Source organism: Arthrobacter sp. Soil_C_49 (assembly GCF_057656635.1).
Genome location: NZ_JBDGJZ010000003.1, coordinates 395,039 through 419,319 on the forward strand (window position 1 = coordinate 395,039; position 24,281 = coordinate 419,319).

At 65.5% G+C, this 24,281-nt stretch carries 23 protein-coding genes; 14 read left to right on the forward strand and 9 right to left on the reverse strand.

The genetic code is table 11. From position 1 onward, the window contains the following. The first annotated feature begins 27 nt into the window (after positions 1 to 27). Entirely contained in the window at positions 28 to 1,161 is a 1,134-nt protein-coding gene (locus tag AC3A4Z_RS08100; RefSeq protein WP_498711103.1) for a serine hydrolase domain-containing protein, read from the forward strand. A gap of 51 nt (positions 1,162 to 1,212) precedes the next feature. After that, on the forward strand, positions 1,213 to 1,758 hold the full coding sequence (locus AC3A4Z_RS08105; protein ID WP_498711104.1) for a GNAT family N-acetyltransferase: 546 nt from the start codon (positions 1,213 to 1,215) through the stop codon (positions 1,756 to 1,758). 248 nt (positions 1,759 to 2,006) lie between these two features. Here AC3A4Z_RS08105 and AC3A4Z_RS08110 read toward each other — a convergent pair whose 3' ends face one another. After that, the gene (locus tag AC3A4Z_RS08110; RefSeq protein WP_498711105.1) at positions 2,007 to 2,195 is read right to left on the reverse strand and encodes a hypothetical protein; all 189 of its coding nucleotides are present in this window, start codon (positions 2,193 to 2,195) and stop codon (positions 2,007 to 2,009) included. 306 nt (positions 2,196 to 2,501) lie between these two features. Here AC3A4Z_RS08110 and AC3A4Z_RS08115 point away from each other — a divergent pair, with 306 nt between their 5' ends. Then, positions 2,502 to 3,686 (forward strand): rhamnogalacturonan acetylesterase, encoded by a 1,185-nt coding sequence (locus tag AC3A4Z_RS08115; protein ID WP_498711106.1) that lies wholly within the window; start codon positions 2,502 to 2,504, stop codon positions 3,684 to 3,686. 55 nt (positions 3,687 to 3,741) lie between these two features. Here the strand turns inward: AC3A4Z_RS08115 and AC3A4Z_RS08120 are convergent, their stop codons facing one another. After that, a complete protein-coding gene (locus AC3A4Z_RS08120; protein WP_498711107.1) occupies positions 3,742 to 4,497 on the reverse strand; it encodes a ZIP family metal transporter in 756 nt (251 codons plus the stop codon). Positions 4,498 to 4,686: 189 nt separating this feature from the next. On the opposite strand from AC3A4Z_RS08120, the gene AC3A4Z_RS08125 reads away from it, so the two are divergent. The 4 genes from AC3A4Z_RS08125 (at position 4,687) to AC3A4Z_RS08140 (ending at position 8,246) form a co-directional block, all read left to right on the forward strand. Beyond that, positions 4,687 to 5,415: an FCD domain-containing protein gene (locus AC3A4Z_RS08125; RefSeq protein ID WP_493973114.1), complete on the forward strand. Its 729-nt coding sequence runs from the start codon at positions 4,687 to 4,689 to the stop codon at positions 5,413 to 5,415. A gap of 159 nt (positions 5,416 to 5,574) precedes the next feature. After that, the gene (locus AC3A4Z_RS08130; RefSeq protein ID WP_498711108.1) at positions 5,575 to 7,008 is read left to right on the forward strand and encodes an aspartate ammonia-lyase; all 1,434 of its coding nucleotides are present in this window, start codon (positions 5,575 to 5,577) and stop codon (positions 7,006 to 7,008) included. Between the two features lie 344 nt (positions 7,009 to 7,352). Further along, complete coding sequence (locus AC3A4Z_RS08135; RefSeq protein WP_498711109.1) at positions 7,353 to 7,613, forward strand: ArsR family transcriptional regulator; 261 nt, start codon at positions 7,353 to 7,355, stop codon at positions 7,611 to 7,613. 159 nt (positions 7,614 to 7,772) lie between these two features. Next, positions 7,773 to 8,246 (forward strand): ATP-binding protein, encoded by a 474-nt coding sequence (locus tag AC3A4Z_RS08140; protein WP_493971945.1) that lies wholly within the window; start codon positions 7,773 to 7,775, stop codon positions 8,244 to 8,246. A 61-nt stretch (positions 8,247 to 8,307) separates the two neighbouring features. On the opposite strand, the gene AC3A4Z_RS08145 is transcribed toward AC3A4Z_RS08140, so the two are convergent. Then, a complete protein-coding gene (locus AC3A4Z_RS08145; protein WP_493971944.1) occupies positions 8,308 to 8,919 on the reverse strand; it encodes an NAD(P)H-dependent oxidoreductase in 612 nt (203 codons plus the stop codon). A gap of 212 nt (positions 8,920 to 9,131) precedes the next feature. Between AC3A4Z_RS08145 and AC3A4Z_RS08150 the strand changes: the two genes are divergently transcribed. From AC3A4Z_RS08150 to AC3A4Z_RS08160, 3 genes are all read left to right on the forward strand, one after another. Further along, complete coding sequence (locus AC3A4Z_RS08150; protein WP_493971943.1) at positions 9,132 to 9,272, forward strand: hypothetical protein; 141 nt, start codon at positions 9,132 to 9,134, stop codon at positions 9,270 to 9,272. 211 nt (positions 9,273 to 9,483) lie between these two features. After that, a complete protein-coding gene (locus AC3A4Z_RS08155) occupies positions 9,484 to 12,141 on the forward strand; it encodes an exo-rhamnogalacturonan lyase family protein (protein ID WP_498711110.1) in 2,658 nt (885 codons plus the stop codon). 136 nt (positions 12,142 to 12,277) lie between these two features. Next, positions 12,278 to 13,231: an SRPBCC family protein gene (locus AC3A4Z_RS08160; protein WP_498711111.1), complete on the forward strand. Its 954-nt coding sequence runs from the start codon at positions 12,278 to 12,280 to the stop codon at positions 13,229 to 13,231. A gap of 143 nt (positions 13,232 to 13,374) precedes the next feature. On the opposite strand, the gene AC3A4Z_RS08165 is transcribed toward AC3A4Z_RS08160, so the two are convergent. Then, a complete protein-coding gene (locus AC3A4Z_RS08165; protein ID WP_498711112.1) occupies positions 13,375 to 15,363 on the reverse strand; it encodes a rhamnogalacturonan lyase in 1,989 nt (662 codons plus the stop codon). A 368-nt stretch (positions 15,364 to 15,731) separates the two neighbouring features. Between AC3A4Z_RS08165 and AC3A4Z_RS08170 the strand changes: the two genes are divergently transcribed. After that, the gene (locus AC3A4Z_RS08170) at positions 15,732 to 16,373 is read left to right on the forward strand and encodes an NADPH-dependent F420 reductase (protein ID WP_498711113.1); all 642 of its coding nucleotides are present in this window, start codon (positions 15,732 to 15,734) and stop codon (positions 16,371 to 16,373) included. 81 nt (positions 16,374 to 16,454) lie between these two features. Here AC3A4Z_RS08170 and AC3A4Z_RS08175 read toward each other — a convergent pair whose 3' ends face one another. Further along, complete coding sequence (locus AC3A4Z_RS08175; RefSeq protein ID WP_498711114.1) at positions 16,455 to 17,387, reverse strand: SMP-30/gluconolactonase/LRE family protein; 933 nt, start codon at positions 17,385 to 17,387, stop codon at positions 16,455 to 16,457. Positions 17,388 to 17,586: 199 nt separating this feature from the next. Here AC3A4Z_RS08175 and AC3A4Z_RS08180 point away from each other — a divergent pair, with 199 nt between their 5' ends. Continuing rightward, positions 17,587 to 17,925, forward strand: a complete 339-nt coding sequence (locus AC3A4Z_RS08180) for a hypothetical protein (protein WP_498711115.1) — start codon at positions 17,587 to 17,589, stop codon at positions 17,923 to 17,925. Positions 17,926 to 17,965: 40 nt separating this feature from the next. Here the strand turns inward: AC3A4Z_RS08180 and AC3A4Z_RS08185 are convergent, their stop codons facing one another. Next, the gene (locus tag AC3A4Z_RS08185; RefSeq protein WP_498711142.1) at positions 17,966 to 18,898 is read right to left on the reverse strand and encodes a threonine/serine dehydratase; all 933 of its coding nucleotides are present in this window, start codon (positions 18,896 to 18,898) and stop codon (positions 17,966 to 17,968) included. A gap of 1 nt (position 18,899) precedes the next feature. Next, positions 18,900 to 19,160, reverse strand: coding sequence for a hypothetical protein (locus AC3A4Z_RS08190; RefSeq protein ID WP_498711116.1), 261 nt, complete (start codon positions 19,158 to 19,160; stop codon positions 18,900 to 18,902). 237 nt (positions 19,161 to 19,397) lie between these two features. Here AC3A4Z_RS08190 and AC3A4Z_RS08195 point away from each other — a divergent pair, with 237 nt between their 5' ends. Further along, positions 19,398 to 20,888, forward strand: a complete 1,491-nt coding sequence (locus AC3A4Z_RS08195; RefSeq protein WP_498711117.1) for a cation:dicarboxylate symporter family transporter — start codon at positions 19,398 to 19,400, stop codon at positions 20,886 to 20,888. Positions 20,889 to 20,955: 67 nt separating this feature from the next. Here AC3A4Z_RS08195 and AC3A4Z_RS08200 read toward each other — a convergent pair whose 3' ends face one another. Both AC3A4Z_RS08200 and AC3A4Z_RS08205 read right to left on the reverse strand, forming a co-directional pair. Then, the gene (locus tag AC3A4Z_RS08200) at positions 20,956 to 21,813 is read right to left on the reverse strand and encodes a hypothetical protein (protein WP_498711118.1); all 858 of its coding nucleotides are present in this window, start codon (positions 21,811 to 21,813) and stop codon (positions 20,956 to 20,958) included. 118 nt (positions 21,814 to 21,931) lie between these two features. Next, the gene (locus AC3A4Z_RS08205; protein ID WP_498711119.1) at positions 21,932 to 22,765 is read right to left on the reverse strand and encodes an IclR family transcriptional regulator; all 834 of its coding nucleotides are present in this window, start codon (positions 22,763 to 22,765) and stop codon (positions 21,932 to 21,934) included. A 176-nt stretch (positions 22,766 to 22,941) separates the two neighbouring features. On the opposite strand from AC3A4Z_RS08205, the gene AC3A4Z_RS08210 reads away from it, so the two are divergent. After that, positions 22,942 to 24,237, forward strand: coding sequence for an MFS transporter (locus tag AC3A4Z_RS08210; protein ID WP_498711120.1), 1,296 nt, complete (start codon positions 22,942 to 22,944; stop codon positions 24,235 to 24,237). The last annotated feature ends 44 nt before the right edge of the window (positions 24,238 to 24,281 follow it).

Sequence of the window (24,281 nt, forward strand, 5' to 3'; positions counted from 1 at the left end):
AGGCCCCTCCTCAGCACCTTTGCCGCAATGGTATTTATCCTCAGCGCCTGCTCCTACGCAGACCCGGCGCCCGTTCCGCCATCCTTCGGCACAGCACCGCCGCCCTTCCGGTCGATCGACAGAAGCATGCGCATGTTCGTTGACGAAGGGTCCGTGGCCGTGCTGGCGGAGGTCAAATGGCCGGGAGGAACATGGTCGCGGGCTTATGGCGTCCGGGACCTTGAGTCCAGGGAAGTGGCCACGCCGGACAACAAAGTCTTCGTTGCCAGCATCACCAAATCCTTGACAGCCGTCTCGGTGATGAAGCTGGTGGAAGACGGCCTGATCGGGCTGGATGATCCCGTGAATGCGGTCCTTGACAGCTTCGCCACGGTCCTGAAACCGCCTGCCCCCATCACTGTCCGCCAGCTCCTGGGGCACACGTCCGGCATGCGTTCCTTCCAGGAGGTCAACGAGGACACAGTCGACGACGTCCCGCGGGTCATCGAGGAGAACATCACCACGCAGCAAGCTTTGGAACTGACTGGTCGACTGCCGTGGGATGTGCGGGACGTGGGGTCTTTCCATTATTCCGATTCCAACTACATGGCGCTCGGGCAGCTGGTAGAGAAACTGCGGGGGCGGCCCTTCACTGAGGTGCTGCGCCAGGACATCATCGACCCCTTAAACATGGAGGACACGTCCGTTGAGCCTGCGGCAGCCGCCGACACCGCCTTGATCCGCGGCTACATCACTTACCGCAATGAGCGGCTTGATGTCACCGAAGCGCCCGGGGTTCTGGGCTCGCCTGCCTATGGTGCTATGTCTACCATGTCCGACATCAACGACTTTTACGGCGCCCTGTTTCGGGGGGAGCTCCTGTCCAAGGAGTCACTGCAGGAGATGACCCGCACCGAGGTATTCCCGCAGTACGGCCTGGGACTGTGGAAGTGGAACCAGCACTGCGACGGCGTCCACCGGTTCGGCGGCACAGGCGGATTCTGGACCTACCGCACAGCGTCCGTGGCGAGCCTCGACGGCCAGTACCAGGCCACCATGACGCTTGTACCGCCTCCTATGCCAACGCCACTCGAAGATCGTGAAACTGACGACAAGTTCAACGGCTGGGATGACCAGATTGCATCAGCATTGCAGGAGACTTTGGACAGACTTTGTCCCTGAGCGCTATTGCACTCCTCAGCGGAACAAACACCTCGCACGTAGGATCTTGTGATGGTCCAACTTATCGCTCCGCACGTTGAATTCCACTCGTCCTGGCTTGAAGCAGCCGCAGAGTTCGCCGGCACCCGGCAGGACGGAGCGGGCGCGGACGGCTGGTCTCCGGAGGACCTCCAGGACGCCCGGGCTTTCGGCCGCTTCGTTGACGCCCTCGTCAGCGATGCATTGCCCGGAAGCCCCAGGAAGCCCGGCATGGTGCCCTGCACCTACCTGTGGATCGTGGACGGCGGCACGTTCCTTGGCTCGCTGGCCATCAGGCATGAGCTGACCGAATACCTCCTCAACGAGGGCGGGCACATCGGCTACAGCGTCAGGCCGTCGGCGAGGAGGCGCGGCCACGCCGCACAGGCTTTGGCTGACGCGCTGCCAATAGCCCGGGAGCTGGGGATCCCGCGGGTGCTCGTGACCTGCAGCGAGGACAACACCGGCTCCCGGGCCACCATCGAGAAGAACGGCGGAACCTACGAGGACAGCCGCAGCGGCAAACGCCGCTACTGGATCAACACCGCTCCGCAAAGCGCCGGTGGCCCTTCAGCCTGAGCGTTTCCAGAAAGCGTCCTGCCCTAAACCCCCTGCCTCATGACGAAAGCCCCCGCGCGAGTCGGGCTCCAGCGCGGGGGCTTTCTGTGCTTCCAGGTTGGGGAACTAACGCGGAAACAGAGAGAAATCTACCGGCTGGTAACCGGGCCAATGGCCGATTTTCGCCTGGCTGCGCAATTCTTGATTAAACCTTGAGCCAATGGCCGGTGCGGCCGTGGGCCGCTGCCGCCAGCCGAAGGAATGATAGCTCAGTCGGTTTCAGGCGCGTCGGTTGCGTCCGGATCCTCTTCGGGCTCAAAGGTGTTCGCTTCCCCGTCGGCACCGATTCCCACGCCGTCCGCGCCGCCCGGGATACTGCCGTCGCTCGTGCCTTTGGAACCTCCACTGCCGCCTTGCAGTTCGTCATCGGGCAGCGAATCGGGTGAGTTGATCGTCATCGTTCCTCCATCAATGGCCGGGCCTCCACGCTAACAGCCTCCGGAGGGAAAGGCGCCGGCAGGGACCAAAAATTGTGCGGGCGCGGTTACTGCGCGTCCCACATTCCAGAACAAAAGAGCACACAAAACTACCAAAATCTCTTGACGTGCAGAGTCAGCGTGCGTTACAAATTTTGTAACGCGGGCATGGATCTTCAACACCCGCGCTCCCCCTTCAATTGCAGGGACCTTCTTGCCCGCTTTTGAATCGATACAAAACACGCGACGTTGTGGCCTGACTTCCACACGTCATCAAAGGAGATGCACGTGACCGCACCCTCTACGCTCCACCCCACCAGCAAACCGATCCGCAAGGTCCTTGCCGGCTGCCTCGCCACGGCCGCCCTGGCCACCGGGGCAGGGCTGACCCTCAACGCACCCGCTGCCTATGCCGAGCCGAGCAGCTACAGGTTCGATTTTGGCAACGGACCGGTGGAAAACGGCTACACCGGCGTCAGCGCCACCGCCGCCTACAGCCCCGAAGCCCGCTACGGCTTCAACACCCCCGAGCACATGGCGAACGTACCCGCGAAAGGCGCCGGTGCCGGCAGCGACGCCGTCCGCTTCCTTGCGTTCGGCACCAAAAGCGCGAACACGTTCAACGTGGACCTCAAGGAGGGCCTCTACAAGGTGACCGTCACCCTGGGTGACACCTCCCGCGCCAGCATCGCCGCCGAGGGCGTCTTCCAGGAGATGAACCTGACGGGCAACGGGGCCAAGGCATCCTTCGAACTCCCTGTCCTGGACGGCCAGCTGAACCTCCTGGTCACTGAGGGCAAGGTGGGAACTGCCTTCACCCTCAGCGCACTGGAGATCGAGAAGGTGTCCCGCCACCCCGAGATGGACCCCACCATCTGGGTGGGCGGTGACTCCACCGTGGCGAGCTACTACCCTCTGGAAACAAGCGTGCAGGGCGGCTGGGGCCAGATGCTGCCGCAGTTTGTGGATCCGGAGGCTTTCGACGTCCGGAATATGGCCACTGGCGGACAGATCGCCCGCGGCTTCCGCAACGACGGCCAACTCGAGGCAATCCTGCAATACATCAAGCCCGGTGACCTGTTCCTGCTGGAAATGGGCATCAACGATACTGCCGCCAAGAACGCCACCACCGAGGCGGAGTTCAAGGAGATCATGCGGGACATGGTCCGGCAGGTTGCTGCCACCGGAGCCACTCCCGTGGTGGTCACGCCACAGGGCCGTGCCACGGATTTCGTTGACGGCGTCCACTCCTCCGTGGACCGCTGGTACCGCCACTCCACGGTGGCCCTGGCCCAGGAGGAGGGCGTGCACCTGGTGGACCTGAACGTCCTGGCCTCGCAGTACTTCACGGAGATCGGTCCGGAGGAAACGCTGGCCTTGTTCATGACCGGCGACACGCTGCACCCCAACCGCGCCGGTGCCACCGAATTGGCGCGCCTGGTGGTTGAGGACCTGGCCCGGCAGGGCCTCTAACCCCAGCGATAACGACGGCGGGACGCGGCACTGTGCCGCGTCCCGCCGTCGCGCTTTATCCTCCGATGTGGTGCACGGTGAACGCGGTCAGGAACCCCACCGACGCCGTGAGCCCGGTGAGGTTGTGGTGCTGCTCGAAGGCCTCAGGGATCATGGTGTCCGCGAGCATCGCCAGGATCCCTCCAGCGGCCACGGCGGTAATGAGCGCAACAACCTCGCCTGGTGCGTTTTCCAGTGCTGCGTACCCAATCAGCGAGGACACCCCGCACAGCAGTGCGATCCCTCCCCACAGGCCAAAGACATACTTGGCGCTCCTGCCGGCCTTCTTCATGCCCGCCGTCCCGGACAGCCCTTCGGGAACGTTGGAGATGAACACCGCCGCCATCATGGCCGGGCTCACCGCTCCCCCGGCCAGCATGCCCACGCCCAGCACCACCGACTCCGGGACGCCATCCAGCAGCGCTCCCACCGCAATGGCCGTGCCGCTGCCGGGGTCCTCGGATTCGGAGGGCTGCTGGTCCCCGGAGCGCTTGCGGTGCTTGGCCCCGGCACGGGCCAGCATCATGTTGGCGCCGACGTACACCACGGCGCCGGCGAGGAATCCCACCACGGTGGGCCACAGCCCGCCGCCCTGCACGGCCTCGTCCACCAGCTCGAAGGCCAGGGCGGAAATCAGCACGCCGGCGCCGAAGGACATGATGGAGGACACCAGCTTGGGCGGGAGGGTCCACCGCCAGGACAAAGCCGCTCCCAGGACCAGGGCAGCTCCGGCCGCAGTTCCCCACAGCAGTGCCTGCATCCATACCGGCATGTTCCCGCTTCCCGGCTCCCCGCGGGGGCCTGTCTCACCACAGCGGCCGGCACTCGAAGCAGGCCAAGCCTCAAAAAGCCCAGCGTAGTACAGGCATCCTGCCGCACCGGCAGCCTCCCCACGGAGCTGAACACCGCACCATTCCGCCGCCTCATTGACACACCCTGTGACTAATGACATGCTCTTCACATGGACCTGTTGGACAGCTGGACAGCTAGACAAGAACCGGTGGTACGCGTTGGTGCGGCCGAAGCGGTTTTTGCCTCCCTCCGCGGCGCTATCGAGGCCGGCAAAATCCCGGTGGGCACCCGCCTGGACTCAGAAGCATCCCTGGCCAAGCAGTACGGCGTCAGCCGCACCATGGTCCGTGAAGCCCTCCGGTCCTGCACCGCACTCGGACTGACGGCCACGTACACGGGCAAGGGCACCTTTGTGATTGCCGACAAAGTGGCACAGGACCTCAAGCTCGGGAAATACTCAGCCAGCGCACTTGTGGAGGCCCGCCCGCACGTGGAAGTTCCCGCGGCCGGCCTTGCTGCACAGCGCCGTACCGGCGAGGACCTGGAAGCACTCCGGGAAATTCTCCGCGAGATGTCCGAGGCGAAAGACTTGCAGCAGTGGGTCCAGCTGAATACCGAGTTCCACGTCACCATCGCCCGTTCCAGCGGCAACGGCGTCTTCGAAACCTTCCTCTCGGACATCTGTGAGGCCATGGCCAATCAGTCCAACACCCTGAACCTCGTGGCCGACCGGCGCAAGGAATCCGGTGAAGAGCATGCCCGCATCTTCGAGGCCATCGAACGGGGTTCAGCGGAGGACGCATCCGAAGCCATGACCAGGCATCTGCACGGCGTGGAGTGTGCCCTGGGCACCGTCATCCCGGGCGGCGGGAAATCCCTGGCAGGCCATACCGGCTAGCCGCGCTCCCACCCCAGTTTTTCCACCTCAGCTTTTCCACCCCAACCGATACCGGCGGCTGCCTCGGCGTGCCGTCATCCGCGCCTGCTCCCGCGCGCCCTTTTCCGTACTACTTCCATGCCTCCGGCCTGCCCCGCCGCCACAAGAACTAAGGACACCATGACCACCGCGCATTCCCCCGCCACCTCCATTACCGGCGCACTTACCCGGTCTGAGCATGATCTGTTGGGGAACCGGGATGTTCCGGCCGGGGCGCACTGGGGCGTGCACACGCTCCGGGCCGTGGAGAACTTCCCCATCACCGGGCAGAAACTGTCCTCGAACATGCACCTGGTCCGCGGCCTGGCGGCGGTCAAACTCGCCGCGGCCCGCACCAACCGTGAACTCGGGCTGCTGGACGCTGAACGCGCCGACGCGATCGGGCAGGCCTGCCAGGACATCCTGGCCGGCAAACTCGCCGACCAGTTCGTGGTGGACGTCATCCAGGGCGGCGCCGGGACCTCCTCGAACATGAACGCCAACGAGGTCATCGCCAACCGCGCCCTGGAAATCCTGGGCCACCCCAAGGGCGACTACACCCGGCTGCACCCCAACGACCACGTCAACCTCTCCCAGTCCACCAACGATGTCTACCCCACCGCGGTAAAACTGGGCACCATCTTCGCCGCCCGCGAACTCCTCGACGCCCTGGCCGAACTCGAAGAAGCCTGTGCCGCCAAAGCCCTCGAATTCCGCACCGTCGTCAAAATGGGCCGCACCCAGCTCCAGGACGCCGTGCCCATGACCCTGGGCCAGGAATTCGGCACCTACGCCATCACCATAGGTGAAGACCGGCTCCGCCTCGCCGAAGCCGAACTGCTGATCCACGAAATCAACCTCGGCGCCACCGCCATCGGCACCGGCCTGAACGCCCCCGCCGGGTACGCCGACACCGCCTGCCGGCACCTGGCCCAGATCACCGGCCTGCCCCTGGTCACCGCCGTCGACCTGATCGAAGCGACCCAGGACGTCGGCGCCTTCGTGCACCTCTCCGGCGTGCTGAAGCGCGTGGCCGTGAAACTCTCCAAAATCTGCAACGACCTGCGCCTGCTCTCCTCCGGCCCGCGCGCCGGGTTCGGCGAAATCAACCTCCCGGCAGTCCAGTCCGGCTCCTCCATCATGCCCGGCAAGATCAACCCCGTGATCCCGGAAGTCGTCTCCCAGGTCGCCTACGAAGTGATCGGCAACGACGTCACCATCACCATGGCCGCCGAAGCCGGGCAGCTCCAGCTCAACGCCTTCGAACCCGTGATTGTCCACAGCCTCCATAAGAGCATCTCCCACCTGGAAGCCGCCTCCCGCACCCTCACGGCCCGCTGCATCCGCGGCATCACCGCCAACACCGAACACCTCCGCCGCACGGTGGAACAGTCCATCGGCCTGGTCACCGCCCTGAACCCCCACCTCGGCTACGCCACCGCCACCGCCATCGCCCAGGAAGCACTCGCCACCGGCAAAGGCGTCGCCGAACTTGTCCTCGAACACGGGCTCCTCACCGACACCCAACTCCAGGAACTCCTCAGCCCCGAACGCCTCGCCAACCTCAGCAAATAATCCCCACCCGCCCCCTCGCCTCGCAAGCTCCGCCAGGGAACCCGGCGGGCGTGGGCCCACCCACCCGCCCCCTCGCCTCGCAAGCTCCGCCAGGGAACCCGGCGGGCGTGGTCCCGCATCGCCAGCCCGATCCCGGCAACCGGGGCACATTGACGTGCCGCATTTCCGGCCGGGCCCTACCAACAACGGCACTCGATGACGAGGACCGTTCCGCCGCTGGGCCACCGCCCGGCTAAACCAAAGGATTGAGCATGAAGAACACATCAACCATGAGGAGACTGGCAGCCGAAGTGCAGGACGGCAGCCGGACGCCTGAGCACGCTTCGGTCCGCTGAGGGAGCAGCATGTCCTCCAAACTTCGCACCCGGACAACCCTTCTCAACGCAGCCGGACGGAGCCCCGTCAGGCGCTTGATCATCGATTACCTTGCAAGCAACGGTGCCAGCAAGGTGGCAGAAATCAGCAGTGGAATCTATGCCTCACGGGACTCCGTGCGGTACCACCTGGCTGCGCTGGAGCGGGCGGCCATCGTCCGGTCCAATATCTCCCCCGGCACCAGGGAGGGCTGTACGCCCTTCTACGCCCTCGCTCCGGAAGCATACTGACCGCGAGTCAGGCACTCTTGGAACCCAAACCAAGCCCCCTTCCCCGAATTGATGCGATCTTGCGGGAAACCTTGCTGGCAGTTGAAGTTGCAGGTCCACTCTGGAGGCATCGGACCAACAGATGCATCACAGCAACCAGCTTGTGGGGAGCAGGAAGTCATGGGAAACGAAGTAGCTTTTGATGAAGTCACCGCCGTAGGAGGCGTACTCACGGATCAGCATCCGCTCGACTTCTACACTTTGGGTGTCGCCGGCTGCATCGACCGGCTCACCGTGCCCCTCCGCCACCGTGGGACCGCGGTCCGCTGGGATACTCCGCACTGGGGTATCGAGATTCCGCCGCAGTGCGCCTACCTGCTGTACCAGTCGGCACGCGAGGCGCTCAGCAATGCGTTCAAATACTCCGGCGCGTCACAGCTGAACGTCCAGCTCGCTGCGGTGGACCACGGGATCCGCCTGGTTGTATCCGACGACGGCACGGGCTTTGACAGCAAACTCGCCACGTGCGGGCGTCACCACGGCTACGGCCTCCGGCTGATGTCCGTGGCCGTCCATGAGGCCGGCGGAACCGTGGACATCTGCTCCGCCCCCGGTCAGGGCACCAGCGTGACGGTCACCCTGCCACTCGACTAAGGACCCCGGAAGCCCGCCGTCGCTGGGACGGCGGGCCTCCGTATCTCCGTAACTTGTGCCGCTACCGCGTCAGCTTCGCACTGTCGTGCTCCAGGTCGCCGATGTGGCCGGGTGCGTTCGCAGCGAGGACGCGGGCCACGAAGGCGCTGTATTCCTCCATATAGTGGCCCAGGAACTTGGCCGTCCCCTCGTCCTTGACCTCGCCGCCCTCGCCAAACACGTCGGCGTTGTAGTGGATGTAGGCTTCCGGGGCGTTCAGCTGGGGGGCATCCAGGAAGCTGAGAACGCTGCGGAATGAGGACTGCATCACCGCAGTACCGATGCTGCCCACCGACGCGCCAATGATGCCGGTGGGCTTGCGGGCGAACGAGTTGCTTCCCCACGGCCGGGAGCCCCAGTCAATGGCGTTCTTGAGGGCACCGGGAATGGAACGGTTGTACTCCGGGGACACGAACAGGATTCCGTCCGAGGCTTCGATGGCTTCCTTGAGGGCGCGGCCTTCCGGCGGAAAATCGGCGTCGTAGTCGTAGCTGTACAGGGGTAGGTCCTTGATGGGAATTTCTGTGAACTCCAGGTCCTCGGGAGCCAGTTTGATCAATGCCTGGGAGAGAACGCGGTTGATGGAGCCGGTAGCGAGGCTCCCCACGAAGTATCCGATCTTGAACGGTGCCATGAGTGTTCCTTCCAATGGCCGGTCAGCGCCGGCCGTCCATATCCTGTTGGGAAAAGGTGCCGCCCTCGGCCGGGCGGCGGTTGGTGCCACTGCATCACCAGTCCAGCACAGAAGGCCAAGCGCGGCCAGAGGGGCTGCGGGTGCTTGACAGGCTGCACCGGTGAGCGCTGAATGATCTGTAGCGAAAGTCCCCGGCGTGGTCAGGAGCAGTCATGAGCGAAAATCCCCTGCAGGATGAGCGGGTCCATACGGAGGCACCCGCGGAAGGCGATCCGGATGCCGATGCCACAGAAATCCGCGTCCACACGCAGGATCCGGCCGAGGGGCCGGACACAGACGAAGCTGCCAAGTAGCAGCCGCACTGAAAGACCGGGCCTTTCATCGCGCCCGGCCCTTGCTTTTAACTCTCCCCGGATAGTGGCCGGGCCTTGCGGTGTTCCAGTTTCCGGATTATTTTGAAACGAATCAGAAAGCGCTTTCCCGCCTGATGGAAGTGGGTGCGGGAGCGTCGCTGCCTCGTGCTGCTGTACTGGCGCAGCGCATCAAAACAACGAATTGGATCACATGACGGACAAGACCCTCATCAGGTGGATCGACGGCGAGGCACCTGCGGAGATCAGCGGCGGAACCACGTGGGGCATGCCTTTCGCCCGCGGGACAGTGACGGCTTCAGACGGTATTTCGGTCCGCGGCGCCGACGGCACTGCTGTAGCAAGCCAGGCCTGGCCCCTTGCCACCTGGCCCGACGGTTCCCTCAAGTGGGCGGGGATCGCCCTTCCCGCCACGGACTCACCCTCCCGGGCTTATGAGGTGACGGCCGACGGCGGCACGTCGCCCACTGAAGGCAACTTCCCGCCGTCGGACGTCACGGCAGTCATTGTCAGCGAGACGGCCGAGGCACTGACGGTGGACACCGGGACGCTGCAGATGGTGATCAGCCGCAGCGGCCCCCACCTCTTCACCAGCCTTACCCGCGGCGGCACCGAAGTGGCACGGGACGCGCGGATGGTCAGCCTCCTGCAGGACAGCATCGCCGAGGAGTCTGGCAGCGCCGGCACGTTCGGCCGCGAAGCCTTCACGGGCGAGGTCACCGCCGTCGTGCTTGAACAGGACGGTCCGGTGCGCGCCGTGGTCCGGCTGGAGGGGCACCACCGGCCGGATGCGGCGGGCAGCGGCAGGCGCGCCTGGCTCCCGTTTGTGGTGCGGTTCTATTTCTACGCCAATGCCCGCAGCGTGCGGATGGTGCACTCGTTCATCTGGGACGGCGACGCTGAGCAGGACTTCCTGGCCGGGCTGGGCGTCCGCTTCACCGTGCCGCTGGCATCCGATCTGTACGACCGTCACGTCCGGATCGCCGGGGCCGACGGCGGCTTCCTCCTCGAAGGCGTGCGCGGACTGACCGGCCTGCGCCGGGATCCCGGCGAGGACGCGCGCCGTGCACAGGTGGACGGCCGCAGCACCCCGCCGCTCTCCGAATGGAACCCCGAAGTGTCCGAGCGGCTGCACCTGATCCCCGCCTGGAACGACTACACCCTGACCCAGCTCAGTGCGGACGGCTTCGAGCTGCGCAAACGCACTGCTCCCGGCCACGCCTGGGTGGGCATTTCCGGCGGAACCCGGTCGGCCGGATTCTGCTCCCTGACTGACACCCGCGGCGGTTTCGGCGTGGGCGTCAAGGACTTCTGGCAGTCGCACCCGGGCCAGCTCGATATCCGGAATGCCGCAACCGCCGAAGCATCCCTGACCGCCTGGCTGTACTCCCCCGAGGCACAGCCCATGGATCTTCGCTTCTACCATGACGGCCTGGGCCAGGACACCTTCGAGGAACAGCTCGAGGGACTCGAGATCACGTATGAGGACTACGAGCCCGGCTTCGGAAACGCCAGCGGAATTGCCCGCACACATGAGTTAACTCTGTTCGCCTACGAGGGCACCCCCGCCACGGAAAGCCTGGCCGCGGACGCTGCTGCCGCCTCCACTCCGGCCCTGCTCCAGGCCACCCCCGAATACCTGCACTCCGCAGGCGTCTTCGGCGATTGGGACCCGGTGGACCGCAGCACTCCTGCCCGTGCAGAACTTGAGGACCACCTGGACTTCCTCTTCGACTTCTACGCCGGCCAGGCGGAACAGCGGCGCTGGTACGGCTTCTGGAACTACGGCGACGTGATGCACACCTACGATCACGACCGGCATGTGTGGCGGTACGACGTGGGCGGCTACGCGTGGGACAACTCGGAGCTTTCCCCCGACCTCTGGCTCTGGTACTCCTACCTGCGCTCCGGCCGGGCGGACATCTTCCGCTTCGCCGAGGCCATGACCCGGCACACCGGCGAGGTGGACGTCTACCACCTGGGACCCCGGCGCGGGCTCGGGTCACGGCACAACGTCCAGCACTGGGGCTGCAGCGCCAAGCAACTGCGCATCAGCACTCCCGCCTACCGCCGTTTCTACTACTACCTGACCGCGGACGAGCGCACCGGGGACCTGCTCACCGAACTCGTGGACAGTGACCAGAACTTCCTCGGCCTGGATCCGGTCCGCAAGGTCCGTCCGGATGCCGATACCTACCGGCCCAACCGGAACGCCCTGGGCGTGGGCCTCGGCACGGACTGGGGCTCGCTGGCCGCCACCTGGCTCACCGACTGGGAACGCACAGGCAATCCTCGCTCCCGCGACCGGCTCCTGGGCACTATGGCGGACATCGGTGCCCTGAAGTACGGCTTCCTCACCGGCGAGGCCCTGTACGACCTGGACAAGGGGAGGTTCGATACCGGCCGCGAACTGATCCAGGTGTCGCACCTGAGCGCCGTGTTCGGACTGGTGGAAATCTGCAGCGAACTGGTGGACCTGGTGCAGGACCCTGACTTCGAACGGGCGTGGCTGCAGTACTGCCGGCTCTTCCTGGCCACCAAGGAGGAGCAGGTGGAAGCCGTGGGCCAGCCGCTGGCGGGCATCTACCTCACCCAGGCGCACAGCCGGCTCACGGCGTACGCGGCGGCCCGGCTGGATGACCCGGAGCTTGCCGCCCGGGCCTGGACGAGCTTCGCCGAGGGCGGGGAGCACCTGAACCACGAATCGGCGTTCACGCTGAACACCGTCCAGCCGCCGCACGTCCTGCTGCCCGTAGACGAGGCGTCCACCGTTTCCACGAACGACGCCTCCCAGTTCGGCCTCGCGGTGATCCAGAACCTGGCGCTGATCGGCAAGCAACTCCCCGCCTGATCTCGTACCGCCCGCCCCACAGGTAGCGCTCCTTTGCCCTGCTCTGGAAACCGGACCGCCCAAAAGGTATGTTGGTAAGCATGCTGATGATTTTTACGGAATCATCGGTTTCCGGTTACACAGCGAAGGAGACGTTATGAGCACGAAGGTGGAAAAACGCATTCTGGTGAACGTACCGGTGAGCACCGCTTACAACCAGTGGACCCAGTTCGAGGAATTCCCGCACTTCATGGGCGGGATCAAGAGTGTAACGCAGCTCAGTGACGACAGGCTGCAGTGGGTGGCCGAGATCGGCGGCGTCCGCAGGCAGTGGGAAGCCAAGATCCTGGAGCAGGTCCCGGACCGCAAAGTTGCTTGGGCGGCCACCGAAGGCGCCACCAACGCCGGCTCGGTGGACTTCGAGGACGTGGGCGGCGGCCAGACCTCCATCCAGCTGATGCTCGAATACGAGCCCGAGGGAATCATTGAGAAGGTGGGCGACAAGCTCAACGTGGTGGACCGCCAGGCCGAAGCAGACCTGCAGCGGTTCAAGGAGTTCATCGAGGACGAGGGCTACGCCAGTGGCGCGTGGCGCGGAAACGTGAGCTCCGGGGCTCCCGTCGGCACTCCGGGCGTGGAGGATGCAGCAGGATCACGCGGTGACTCGGGCAGGGCCGGCGTTTCGGGCAAGGTGGCTGCGGGCGTAGGCCTGGCAGCCGCAGCAGGCGTTGCAGCTGCCATGGCTGCCGGTGGCAAGAATGAGACGACCGAGGGTGCCGACGTCACGGTCACTCCAGCAGATACCGCAGGGCCGGTCACTGTCACCCCGGTCCCCACCGACACCACCGTTACCGGTGCCACAGACGTCACGACCACCGGAACCACCACAACAGGCACGACGGCGGCAGCCAGCTCCACCGGTTCGGTCGCCGACCTGGGTGACGACAGGATCGGGCACGCCTTCGACCAGACTAACGGCCTGGTGGACACCACCGGCGAGTCGGACGAGACCCTCGAGGGCGAGAACCTCAGCGCCGGCGAACGCCGTGAAAACGAGCGCCGGCCCGACGGCGGCCTGCCGCCCGTCGGCGGCAACCTCGGCCAGCACTGACGGCACCCTGACGGCCGAAGGACTGATCGGCTGAGGGACGCCCCGGCGTCGGAGGTTCCCCGGCAACGGGACGTTCCCGCAAAAGCACAGCGCCGCCCGCCTCTCCCCCGAGGCGGGCGGCGCTGTGCCGTTCCTGCTTCTAACTACTGCTGGCCGGCGTAGAAGACGGCGGGCGCTGCCGGGGTCTCCATGCCCTCGCCGATGAAGAAGCTCGGGTGCGGCGGCTGGTTGTAGGCGACGGCCTCGCGGGCAACGCCTGTCCGGTACATGGGATCGTGCATCAGGGTGCGGAGCCGGACCTCGGTGGGCGAGGTGCTGGTGTAGATCCGCAGTTCCGTGCTGTCCGACGACGGGAAGGCCAGCTCCTCGCGCCAGTCACCCAGGAGGTCCGCCTGCAGCGACGGGTTGCCCTTGGTGTGGTTGTTGGTCCTGGCGCCCGTGGCGGTCAGGAGCCGGTCGCTGGTTTCTGTTTCCCAGTTCCACTTCGAGATGGTGGGGACGCCGACGCCGGCTACTGCGTCGAAGTCGTGGTCCACGATTTCGCGGAGCAGGTCGCCGTCCCACCAGGCCAGGAAGTTGGCTGCCGGGATCTTCCCGGCGATCCGCTCCCCCTTCGCGGACATCAGGTAGCCCACCGGGGAGTTCCAGGCGGCATCGCCGCCAACAGCCCAGCCTTCGGCACCGGCATAGCGGGGGTCGATATCCCCGGCGGCGCCGCGGCCGGTATCCCGGGTGGCGGGAATGCTCCAGAGGACTTCACCGGTGGCGGCGTCACGGAAGGTGGCACCGCGGTTGCCGCTCTGGCTCATGCTCTCGTGCACGGCGAAGGTTTCCAGGCCCGGCCGGGACGGGTCGAGGTCGCTGGTGTGGATGGCGTCGCCGTGGCCCAGCTTGGTGTTGTACAGCGGCTTGCCGTCGTCGTCGATGGTCATGGAGCCGAAGACGAACTCGTCCTTGCCGTCCTGGTCCACGTCCGCAACGGAGAGGTTGTGGTTGCCCTGTCCCTTGTACTCGGCGCCGGCGATGTCCGAATCGAACGTCCAGCGCTTCACCAGTTTGCCGTCCGCCAGGTCGTACGTGACCAGGACGGTGCGGGTGTAGTAGCCGCGGCTGAACATCATGGAGGGGTGCTCGCCGTCCAGGTAGGCCACGCCGGCGAGGAAGCGGTCCACGCGGTTGCCGTAGCCGTCGCCCCATGCCGGGACGTTGCCGCGGGGCGGATCGTAGGGAACGGTGTCCATGACGGTTCCGGTGGCGCCGTTGAATACCGTGAGGAATTCCGGTCCGGACAGGACGTAGCCGGCGCTGTTCCGGTAGTCCGCTGCCGGGTCGCCGATCACGGTTCCGGCCCCGTCCGTGGTGCCGTCCGCCGTCTTCATGGACACCTCGGCCTTGCCGTCACCATCGAAGTCGTAGGCAAGGATCTGCGTGTAGTGGGCGCCGGCGCGGATGTTGCGGCCCAGGTCGATGCGCCACAGCTTGGTGCCGTCCATCTTGTAGGCGTCAACATACACGTTGCCGGTGTAGCCGGACTTTGAGTTGTCCTGCGCGTTGGTGGGGTTCCAGAGCTGGATGATTTCATAGGTGCCGTCGCCGTCCAGGTCCGCGACGCTCGAGTCATTGGCTGTGTAGCTGTAGGCCTGCCCGGTGGGGGTCACGCCGTCGGCCGGTTTGTCCAGCTTGATGGCCAGGTAGTTCTGGGCCAGCGGGGTGAACTCGGCACTGAGCTTGTCCTGCCCGTTGCCGTTGCCCACCGTCTTGATGACGTACTTCGACGTCGCCGTACCCGCAGGGTCAACGTAGGTGGTGGTATCGCGGATAGGCTCGTCGGTGAGCTGGACGCCGTCGCGGATCACATGGAAGCCCACGCTGTCCTTGTCCAGGCCCAGCATGCGCCAGCCCAGGGTGACGCCCTGGTCCGTGAGGACTGCCACTGGCGCACGGTCCAGGTTCTCCACCTGGCGCTTGAGCTCCGCGGCCTGCCCGGGCGCGGTATCGGGGTTTGCCTGCGCCAGGGGGACGCCGGTGAAGACGAGTGCGGCGGCCGTCAGTGAAGCTGCTGCGGCAAGCGGAGCCGCTCTCCACGCACTGCCGGCCCGGGATGAGGGTGAACACTTAGAGGGGTAAACCAAAAGAACATCTCCTTTGATGCGTCGGCAGCTGAGTCTGCCGGACGACAGTTGGAACGTTTCACTCCTCCTCGCCGGCGAACCTTTCTGGGTGGTCCGGGCGGGGTGAAGCAGGAGGGAAAGCGCTTTCTGCCCTTTAGGTTTACCAGCGGGCGGCAAGAGGGGTCAAGGCTTTTCCGTTACTAAATGGGCGAATTTGTTCCATTGCTATTCGTGATGGCTCCGCCCCGGCGCCGGCTTCGAGGCGAAGCACGAGGGCGTCCTGCCGCCGCGAGCAGATGGCGGCAGGACGCCGTCGTACGCTTTTTCAGCGCCGTTTATTCCCCGACGTCCCCTGAAATATCTGCGAAGGAGGTGCTGTTGGGGCCCATATGACAACAATCGGAATCATCGGTGCAGGACACATTGGAAGCGCAGTTGCCAGGCAGGCGGTGGAGCTGGGGTATGAGGTGGTGATCAGCAACTCCCGCGGGCCGGAGACGTTGGCGGACCTCGTGGCCGAACTTGGCCCGAAGGCGCGGGCCGCCACGGCTGCGGAAGCAGCAGCGGCAGGCGATTTCGCCGTGGTCACCGTGCCGCTCAAGAATTACAAGGACGTCCCGGTGGAGCCCCTGGCCGGCAAGATCGTGATCGACACCAACAACTACTACTGGGAGCGGGACGGCCGCATCCCGGAGCTGGACAAGGGCGAGGCCACCACCTCGGGGCTGCTTCAGGAGCACCTGCCGGAATCCAAGGTGGCCAAGGGCTTCAACCACATCATGGCCAGCGAAATCGCCACCGACGGAACGCCTACGGGCACCGAGAACCGCCGGGCACTGGCAACGGCCAGCGACTACCCGGAAGCCGCCGAACTGGTCACGCGCCTGTACGACGAATTCGGCTTCGACACCGTGAACATCGGGCTGCTGGAGGACAGCTGGCGCGTGGAGCGGGACCGGCCCGCATACGTGGTGCGGCAGAACGCCCAGGAGCTGAAGGACAACCTGGCCAAGGCGACCAGGACGGTCTAGCAGCGGGTTCCGCACTAAAAAGTGGCTGGCAGCAGACGTCGCGAAACCGCGTAGTCCGCTGCCAGCCACTTTTGGTTTTAGCTAGTCACGCGCAGGAACCAGCACCACCTCGTACTGGGTTGCCTTCTTGCCGAACTTCGCATTGACCGCGGCGAGGGTGTTCCCGAACTTGGCCACCGTCGTCGGAATGTCGAAGGCTTTGCTCTTGATCACTTCCTCGACCGTGAACGAGGACAGGTCGCCGGACAGCTTGAGCCGGCTGATCTGGTTGGACATGTTCTGGACTGCCCACAGGGTACGGCCCTTGACCAGGATGCCGTCGATGTTGGGCAGGCTGTCCCCCTTAACCAGGGCGCTTTCGCCGGTGTCCGGATCAACGGTGTAGAGCTGGGAGTTGCCCGAGTGCGCCACGATCAGCACGCGGCCACCCTTCGCCGAAGCGATGCCGTTGAGGTTGAAGGCGTCACCGGCGTCGCTCGCCGGGCCTTTTAGCTGCAGCGTCTGCACTTCGCCGGCCAGCTTGCCGTGCCGTCCCACCGGAACAAAGTACAGCTCAGCAGCGGCGGAGTTGGTGAACCAGGCGCCGTGATCAGTGAGGGTCACGTCATTGATGAACTGGTTTGCCTTCGTGGTCAGCGCAACCTCGGCCACCGTCCTGCGGGTATGCGTGCTGTAGACGTACGCTTTGCCGGTGCTCCCGCCTGCCACGAAGAGCAGGTCCTTATCAACGTCCGCCTTCATACCCGCGGCCATCCGGCCGTCCGGCACGTCGATAAGGCGCTTGGCCTTGCCGTCACGGATATCACCGCGGAAGATGTCGCCCGTCATCAGGTCCCCGGCATAGAAAGTCTTCCCCTCCCCGGCTGCGATGCCTTCGGCGGAGGTGGCGCCGTCGAGCACTATGACATCGTCCCGGCCGGGCGGCGACGCCGCTGCCGGCAGGGCCGAGGGTAAGAACAGGGCAAGAAGAGCGATGAACCCGACGGCGGTACGGCGTTGCACTGTTCGGCGCATGATGCTTCCTCGATATGGATTAATGCGCGGGGCCAATCTGCGGCAGCTCCGCACGATGGTGCTGCCAGTTTAAGCACGTGCAGGAGGCCCCGCCAGAGCCCGGTGCCCCCTTCATAGAGGAGGGGGCAAGGCACGCGGACCGGCATTCACCTCCCGGTTCTGCTTACAATCGAAACCTCAATCAACTACTGAGGGACCCATGAAGAAACTCGCCACAGCCTTGATCGCCGCCGGACTCGTTGTCTCCGCCACGGCCTGCACCGCCTCGAACCAGCTCACTACCGCGGAAACCTGCGAGCGGATCCAGAGCGTGGTCTCCAATCCGGCCAACAACGCAGGCAAGACGGGAATGAACCGCCTCGCCAACCAGATCCGCCCCATCCACGAGGTTGCGTCCGACGACCTCAAGCCCGCCCTCGAGTCCATCATCGAATACACGGACGAGCAGGCCAAGGAAACCCCGGACGAAGCCAAGATTGCAGAGCTGCAGGCTGGCTATGAGGAAGCCGGAACCACCTACCAGAAGTTCTGCAGCTAGCCTTTAGCCGCTGATGTGCTGCTGGCCGGGCCCGGCCACCCTACAAGGTGGCCGGGTCCGTGTTCGCTCCGCACAAAATGACCGCCACCCGCTCGCCCGGTTCCGGCACGTACGCGCCGGAGGTGAGGGCCGCGTATGCCGCGGCGGCGCCGTGTTCCACCACCAGCCGGTAGTCGTTCCAGAGGAGCGAACGCGCGGCGGCGATCTGGTCATCTGACACCAGGACACTGACGACGCCGGTGCGTACCGCGACGGAGAATCCGATGTCGCCGATGCGGCGGGCGCCCAGGGAGTCTGCGGCGATGCCCGATACCGGCACGTCGACGGGTTCCTTCGCGGCCAGGGCGGAGTACAGCGTCGGGGCATTCTCCGGTTCCACGCCCACCACTCGGGCGCGGCCTTCCACGGCTGCGGCGATTCCGGCCATGAGTCCGCCCCCACCCACCGCCACCAGCACGGTGTCCACAGCGGCGATTTGTTCCAGCAGTTCAGTTCCCACGGTTCCGGCCCCGGCGGCGATTTCCGGCTGGTCGTAGGCGTGGCAGTAGACGGCACCGGAGCGGCCGGCATGCGCCACGGCGGCCTCGTACGCCTCGGCATATTCGGCACCGCCCTGGATCACGGCGGCGCCGATTACCTTGAGCTTCTGCACCTTCACGGCCGGAGCAGCGGCCGGAACGAATACTGTTGCCGGCACTCCCAGCTGGGCCGCCGCGTAGGCGTTGGCCAGCCCGGCGTTGCCGCCCGAGGCCACCACCACACCCACGGCCGGATCCAGCTCGCCGCGCTCCTTGGCGGCAAGGATGCGGTTCAGTGCGCCGCGGGCTTTGAAGGTGCCGGTGTGCTGCATAAATTCGCACTTGAACCAGACCTCACCCGGGAACGCCCCTGCATCGGTCTGCACCACTGGCGTTAATCGGGTGAGGCCGGCCGTCCGCCGGGCCGCCTCATCAACATCGGCGCGGGTAATCATCTCAGACGTCGTCATCCCAGGTGCCGGGCTCGTCCAGGGCTTCCTCGGGCTTGTGCTCCTGCGGCGGTTCTCCGCTTCCGGAGTACGACGCCGGCACGGTTCCGGGTGCGTGGGCCTGCTGCTCCTCGCGGATGTTGCTGGCGCCGGGGAGTTCAGGGTGCTGTCCGCTCTGCGGCGCCTGTGCAGGCTGCTTTGCTTCGTCGGGGTCGCCCAGGCCGCGAAGGTCGGCGGTGTTCTGGGGCTCTTCATTGGACGTGGTCACGGGTCCTGCCTTTCACCTGTTTACCGGCTGCTTTCCATCCCGGACATCGTGCCCGGGCCAGGACTCCAGCCTACGGTCCCTGCAGTCACAAACGGTTAATACGGCGCGACCCTTGGAAGGAGCGCTTTCGCATTATGGAATTGCAATTTCCCCTTGCGGAAATAGTGTGACCGGGGTTACGTTTAGCCCAAGGCCCGGATCAGCGGGCACATCCCCCAATTGGATAGGTAAAGGTCAATGAAGATCCCCAACCCTGAGGCACTGAAGGCGAGTTCGGTGCCCGCGAAGAGGAAGCCGCTGTACAAGTCGCTCTTCTTCCAGATTCTGATCGCCGTCGTGGCAGGTGTCCTCATAGGGCATTTCTGGCCGGACCTCGGATCACAACTGAGGCCGCTCGGAGATGGCTTCATCAAACTGATCAAGATGATCATCGCGCCGCTGATCTTCCTGGTGATCGTTACCGGAATTTCGGCCGTAGGCGACGTTAAGGCGGTGGGAAGGGTAGGGGTAAAAGCCCTGGTCTATTTCACGGCAGCCACCCTGTTCGCCCTGGTCTTCGGCCTGGTGGTGGGCAATATCGTCCAGCCCGGCGCCGGGCTGAACATTGATCCCGCCACGCTGTCACAAGCGGACCTGGATGCCAAGACCGGATCGGCCGCGCCCAAGGACGCAGCGTCCTTCATCCTGGATGTCATTCCAGCGAGCGTGATCGGCGCCTTCGCCAGTAACAGCCTCCTGCAGGTGCTGTTCTTCTCAGTATTCTTCGGCGCTGCAATCGTGGTTATTGGCCGCGAGCGCTGCATGCCCGTGATCAGCCTGATGGAAACTGTCTTGGAACTGATCTTCAAGATCATGTCCTGGATTATGAAAGTGGCGCCCATCGGCGCGTTCGGCGCCATGGCCTTTATCATCGGCCAGTACGGGCTGGATACGCTCAGCACCTACGCGCTGCTGATCACCGCCTGCTATGCGGCGGCAATAGTCTTCATCGGCCTGCTGTTTGTGGTGGCTTGGGTCACCGCCCGCGTCCCGCTCTGGCAGTTCCTCAAATACACCCGGGAAGAATTCCTCCTGGCCCTGGGCACAGCTTCCACCGAAGCCGTGATGCCCCGCATCATGACCAAGCTGACCAACGCCGGCTGCTCCCGCGCCACCACCGGCCTGGTTGTCCCTACCGGATACTCCTTCAACCTGGACGGTGCCGCGATCTACCTGTCCATCTCACTGCTGTTCCTGGCGCAGGCCTTCGGCCACAACCTGGACCTGGGCCAACAGCTGGCCGCCCTCGGCGTGCTGCTCCTGACCTCCAAGGGCATGGCCGGCGTCCCGGGGTCGTCCTTCCTGGCCCTCTCGGCCACCGCCGCCGCCCTGGGCATCTTCCCGGTTGCCGGCGTGGCACTCCTCCTGGGAGCGGACCGGCTCATGGACTCCATGCGGGTAGTGGTGAACCTGTTGGGCAACTGCGTTGCCACGTTTGTGGTCTCCAAATGGGAGGGCCAGTTCGACCGCAGCGTTATGCTCCGCGCCTTCAAGGGGGAAATCACCAACCACGATTCCGCCATCATGCTGGGCAAGGAGGAAGTCTTTGAAGGCCAGGAACTCCAGCGGCTCAGCGAGGGGCAGGATCCTTCCCCCAAGTTCCGCGGCGGGCCGCACCCCGAGGACATTCCGCAGTTCCAGATGAGCAAGGCCGAGCGCGCCAAGGCCGGGATCACCCCCGCGGAATAACCGCACACACAAAGCATGGGCGGGCAGGACCATCAGGTCCTGCCCGCCCATGCTGCAACCAAGGGAGCTAGCGCGAAGCGGTGGGCGATGCCGTCCCGCTGTCCTCGGTCTCCGACGCCATTGAGGTGGCGGTAGGGGACGCTGACCGGCTCGGTGAGGACGTGCCCGTGGAGCCGGAGGTGCTGGTGGAGGTGGGGCTGGAAGTCGCGCTGCCGCCGTCGGCCTTCTCCAGCACGTCATTGATCAGGTCCTCGAGTTCCTTCTGGTCCGGATCCCCCAGGTTTGCGCCGCTCTTGGTGGCCACCACCAGCAGCCGGCCCTCCGCCGCGGAGACCTGCATCAGCTTCTGCTGGTTCTCCCCGCTGCGGGAGCTGAGCGTGGCAAAGGTCTTTTCGGCATCCGTGTCCGCCTTGAGCTCCTCGCTCTTGACCTCATAGGTCTGTCCCAGCGCGGTCACGGAGAACGTGGCGCACTGGCTCATCTTGCCGCTGATCCCGTTCAGGACCTCGACGGCGTCCGGCCCCTCGCTGCCCGACTGGGCGGACAGGGTGCGCGGCTGGTCGCCCTCGGACAGCGCAACGGCCACCTCGCCGCTTTCAACCTTGTCCAGCAGCCCCGCGGTGGCAATATCCTTGCAGTCGGAGGGGTCCACGGTTGCCGTGCTCAGTAGCAGGTTGGCGATATTGCCGCCCTGGTCCACCTGCTCCTTGGAGTACAGCTTCAGCTCGTTGCCGTCCCCGTCCTTCATGCCGGAGATCAGTTCACGGAGCTCATCCTCCGTGTAGACCTTGGCTTCGGCCGTCGCGCTTGGTGAGGCACTGGTGGTGCTGGCCGAAGGGCTTGCCGCACCCCCGCCGCCGCCCGTGCAGCCCGCAAGGGCAATCATCGCCGCCGCCATCACTCCGAGTGCAGGAACTTTTCGCATCAGGTTCAACCCCTTTGACAATAGGAAGCATGCTTAGTGTTTCCAGCTTAGGGGCCTGGGCCGGGCTTGGGAAATAACTAAGCCTGACTTTTTACCTCGCCGCGGGAGCAGTGCGATGTCACGCCGGCTGGACTCCCGCTTCCCGGGCGGGATGCCGCCACGCCCCGCTCGCCGTTGCCCGGTGGCCCAGGCTGCGGGAGATGGCGCGGGCTGCGGCCCGCACCAGGGGAACCAGCTCCTGGGCGGGCGTTGCCGCGTCCGGAACCACGATGGACAGGGCGGCCAGCACCTCGCCGCCGGCCGCGTAAATGGGCGCCGCAACCGATACAGTGCGGGAGGGGTGGGTTCTGCGGACCACGGCGGCACCGGACTGCTTGACCCCGGCCAGCACCGGGCGGAGGTCACCGGCCGGCAGCTCCCCGGACCCCGGCTCGGCGCCGGCGGTCCGCGCCAGCAGTTCCTCCAGGACATCGGGAGCGGAGTAGGCCAGCAGGACCTGCCCCACGGCGGTGGTCCGGAGGGGCATCCGGCCTCCCACCCGGTAGGCCACCTCGGTGGCATTCCGTGACGAGAGCCGGTCAATAAGGACCGCGTCGCTTCCGTCCCGGACAGAGAGCAGCACGTGGTGGCGCGTCACCTCGTACAGGTCTTCAAGGTAGGGAAGCGCTATTTGCCGGACACCGTGGCCCCGTGGCGAAAGTGAGGCTATTTCCCACAAACGCACGCCCACCACGTACCGGCCGTCCTTCAGCCTTTCCAAGGCACCCCATTCGGTCAGGTGCCGGACCAGCCGCAGTGCTGTGGCCGGGGCGAGGCCCGCGGACCTGGCCAGCTCGGACAAACCCAGCGCCCGGCGTCGTTCGGTGAACTGCTCCAGCAGGCTCAACGCCCGCACCACCACGGGCTGGCCGGGGCCTCCCTGAAGCCCCCTCGCCCCGCCTGCTCCCGCCACGATTCCTCCAGAACTTGCCTTGGTGTCCTTTAAGCCTGCGCGGTGTGGCCCGCGCCACAAAGTGCATTTTCACTCAGTGAAAAGTACAGTCACCGGAGCAGGGCCAGGGAGCCAAGCTGGTGCACGTCCCACCGGCGGCTTTGCCTGCCGTCCCCTTGACCCGATTGGAATCAACGATGAACTCCAATGCCCCTCGAAAATCCCTTGCCGGAATTTTTGTACTGTGCTGGCTTGGCCTGCTCGCCGACGGTTACGACCTCTACGTTTACGGCGCCACCCTGCCCGGCCTGATCGGCCGGCAGCCCTTCAACGTCACGCCTGCGGGAGCGGGCGCCGTGGGCTCCCTGGCGCTGGTGGGAATGCTGCTCGGCTCACTGATTGTGGGCACGTTGACTGACCGGCTTGGCCGCCGCCGGATCTTTGTCAGCGCCCTGGCCTTGTTCTCGCTGGCCATGCTGGCCTGCTCGGTGGCCCCGACATGGGAGTTGTTTGCGGTGTTTCGCTTTATCGCCTGCTTCGGCGTGGGAGGCCTGCTTCCGACGGCGGTGGCCCTCACCAACGAGTTCGCCCCGCCGGGCAGGAAGTCACTGGTCCTGGGGGCAGTCCTGACTGGACCTGCCACAGGCACCGTAGTTGCTTCGTTGACTTCGCTGGCCCTGTTGGAATCGAGCGGGTTCCGGCCGGTCTATGCGATCGGGGCTGGCGGCCTTTTGCTGGTCCCGTTCGCCTGGTTCCTGATGCCGGAGTCACCGTCGTTCCTGCGGACCCAGCTCCGCAATGCCGAAGCGGACCGCATTGAAGCCGCCTACGGACTCCCGAAGACAGCAGAAGCACCTGCCTCCACCGTCCGCGTTTCGCCCACCCGGGCCCTGTTCGCCAACGGCACCGGCCGGACCACCGTACTGCTCTGGGCCATCACGGCGCTGAGCCTGCTGACCATCTTTGGCGTCAGCACCTGGCTCCCCCAGATCATGCGGACGGCCGGGTTCGGCGTCGGCTCCTCCGTGTCATTCCTGCTGGCCTACTCGGTAGGCGCCGTGGTGGGCACGGTCCTGGCATCGGTTGCCGGCCAGAAGTTTGGGCCGCGGCCCCTGGTGATTGTTGGCTTCATCAGCGCCGCGGCAGCCCTGCTGCTGATGTCCGCCAATCCGCCGGCCGCGCTGATGACCGTCCTCGCCGCCGTCGCCGGCTTTGGCGGCCTGGGCACGCAGAACATGATCAACGACTACATCGCCCAGTTCTACCCGGCAGCCACCCGCGCCACGGGCCTGGGGTGGGCGCTGGCAGTGGGACGCATCGGAGCGATTGCCGGCCCCACCTACGGCGCCCTGCTGGTCAGCTTCGGCGGCGGCGTTCCGGTGGCTGCCATGGCATTCGCGGCGCCGGCGCTGGTGGGGGCCATCCTGATGCTTGCCCTGCGGAGCCGTGCAGCCAAGCGGTCCGTACTCCAGGAAGCGGAGCTGGTGGCCTGACCATCCCCTTCGCCCACAGGCTGTGTGGAATAATCCGAAGGAGT

What these genes read in the sequence shown, in the direction of transcription:
- AC3A4Z_RS08100 (WP_498711103.1), top strand. Translation starts at nt 28, where the DNA reads ATGGTATTTATCCTCAGCGCCTGCTCCTACGCAGACCCGGCGCCCGTT.
- AC3A4Z_RS08105 (WP_498711104.1), top strand. Translation starts at nt 1,213, where the DNA reads ATGGTCCAACTTATCGCTCCGCACGTTGAATTCCACTCGTCCTGGCTT.
- AC3A4Z_RS08110 (WP_498711105.1), bottom strand. Translation starts at nt 2,195, where the DNA reads ATGACGATCAACTCACCCGATTCGCTGCCCGATGACGAACTGCAAGGC.
- AC3A4Z_RS08120 (WP_498711107.1), bottom strand. Translation starts at nt 4,497, where the DNA reads ATGCCGGTATGGATGCAGGCACTGCTGTGGGGAACTGCGGCCGGAGCT.
- AC3A4Z_RS08125 (WP_493973114.1), top strand. Translation starts at nt 4,687, where the DNA reads ATGGACCTGTTGGACAGCTGGACAGCTAGACAAGAACCGGTGGTACGC.
- AC3A4Z_RS08130 (WP_498711108.1), top strand. Translation starts at nt 5,575, where the DNA reads ATGACCACCGCGCATTCCCCCGCCACCTCCATTACCGGCGCACTTACC.
- AC3A4Z_RS08135 (WP_498711109.1), top strand. Translation starts at nt 7,353, where the DNA reads ATGTCCTCCAAACTTCGCACCCGGACAACCCTTCTCAACGCAGCCGGA.
- AC3A4Z_RS08140 (WP_493971945.1), top strand. Translation starts at nt 7,773, where the DNA reads ATGGGAAACGAAGTAGCTTTTGATGAAGTCACCGCCGTAGGAGGCGTA.
- AC3A4Z_RS08145 (WP_493971944.1), bottom strand. Translation starts at nt 8,919, where the DNA reads ATGGCACCGTTCAAGATCGGATACTTCGTGGGGAGCCTCGCTACCGGC.
- AC3A4Z_RS08150 (WP_493971943.1), top strand. Translation starts at nt 9,132, where the DNA reads ATGAGCGAAAATCCCCTGCAGGATGAGCGGGTCCATACGGAGGCACCC.
- AC3A4Z_RS08155 (WP_498711110.1), top strand. Translation starts at nt 9,484, where the DNA reads ATGACGGACAAGACCCTCATCAGGTGGATCGACGGCGAGGCACCTGCG.
- AC3A4Z_RS08160 (WP_498711111.1), top strand. Translation starts at nt 12,278, where the DNA reads ATGAGCACGAAGGTGGAAAAACGCATTCTGGTGAACGTACCGGTGAGC.
- AC3A4Z_RS08170 (WP_498711113.1), top strand. Translation starts at nt 15,732, where the DNA reads ATGACAACAATCGGAATCATCGGTGCAGGACACATTGGAAGCGCAGTT.
- AC3A4Z_RS08175 (WP_498711114.1), bottom strand. Translation starts at nt 17,387, where the DNA reads ATGCGCCGAACAGTGCAACGCCGTACCGCCGTCGGGTTCATCGCTCTT.
- AC3A4Z_RS08180 (WP_498711115.1), top strand. Translation starts at nt 17,587, where the DNA reads ATGAAGAAACTCGCCACAGCCTTGATCGCCGCCGGACTCGTTGTCTCC.
- AC3A4Z_RS08185 (WP_498711142.1), bottom strand. Translation starts at nt 18,898, where the DNA reads ATGATTACCCGCGCCGATGTTGATGAGGCGGCCCGGCGGACGGCCGGC.
- AC3A4Z_RS08195 (WP_498711117.1), top strand. Translation starts at nt 19,398, where the DNA reads ATGAAGATCCCCAACCCTGAGGCACTGAAGGCGAGTTCGGTGCCCGCG.
- AC3A4Z_RS08200 (WP_498711118.1), bottom strand. Translation starts at nt 21,813, where the DNA reads ATGCGAAAAGTTCCTGCACTCGGAGTGATGGCGGCGGCGATGATTGCC.
- AC3A4Z_RS08210 (WP_498711120.1), top strand. Translation starts at nt 22,942, where the DNA reads ATGAACTCCAATGCCCCTCGAAAATCCCTTGCCGGAATTTTTGTACTG.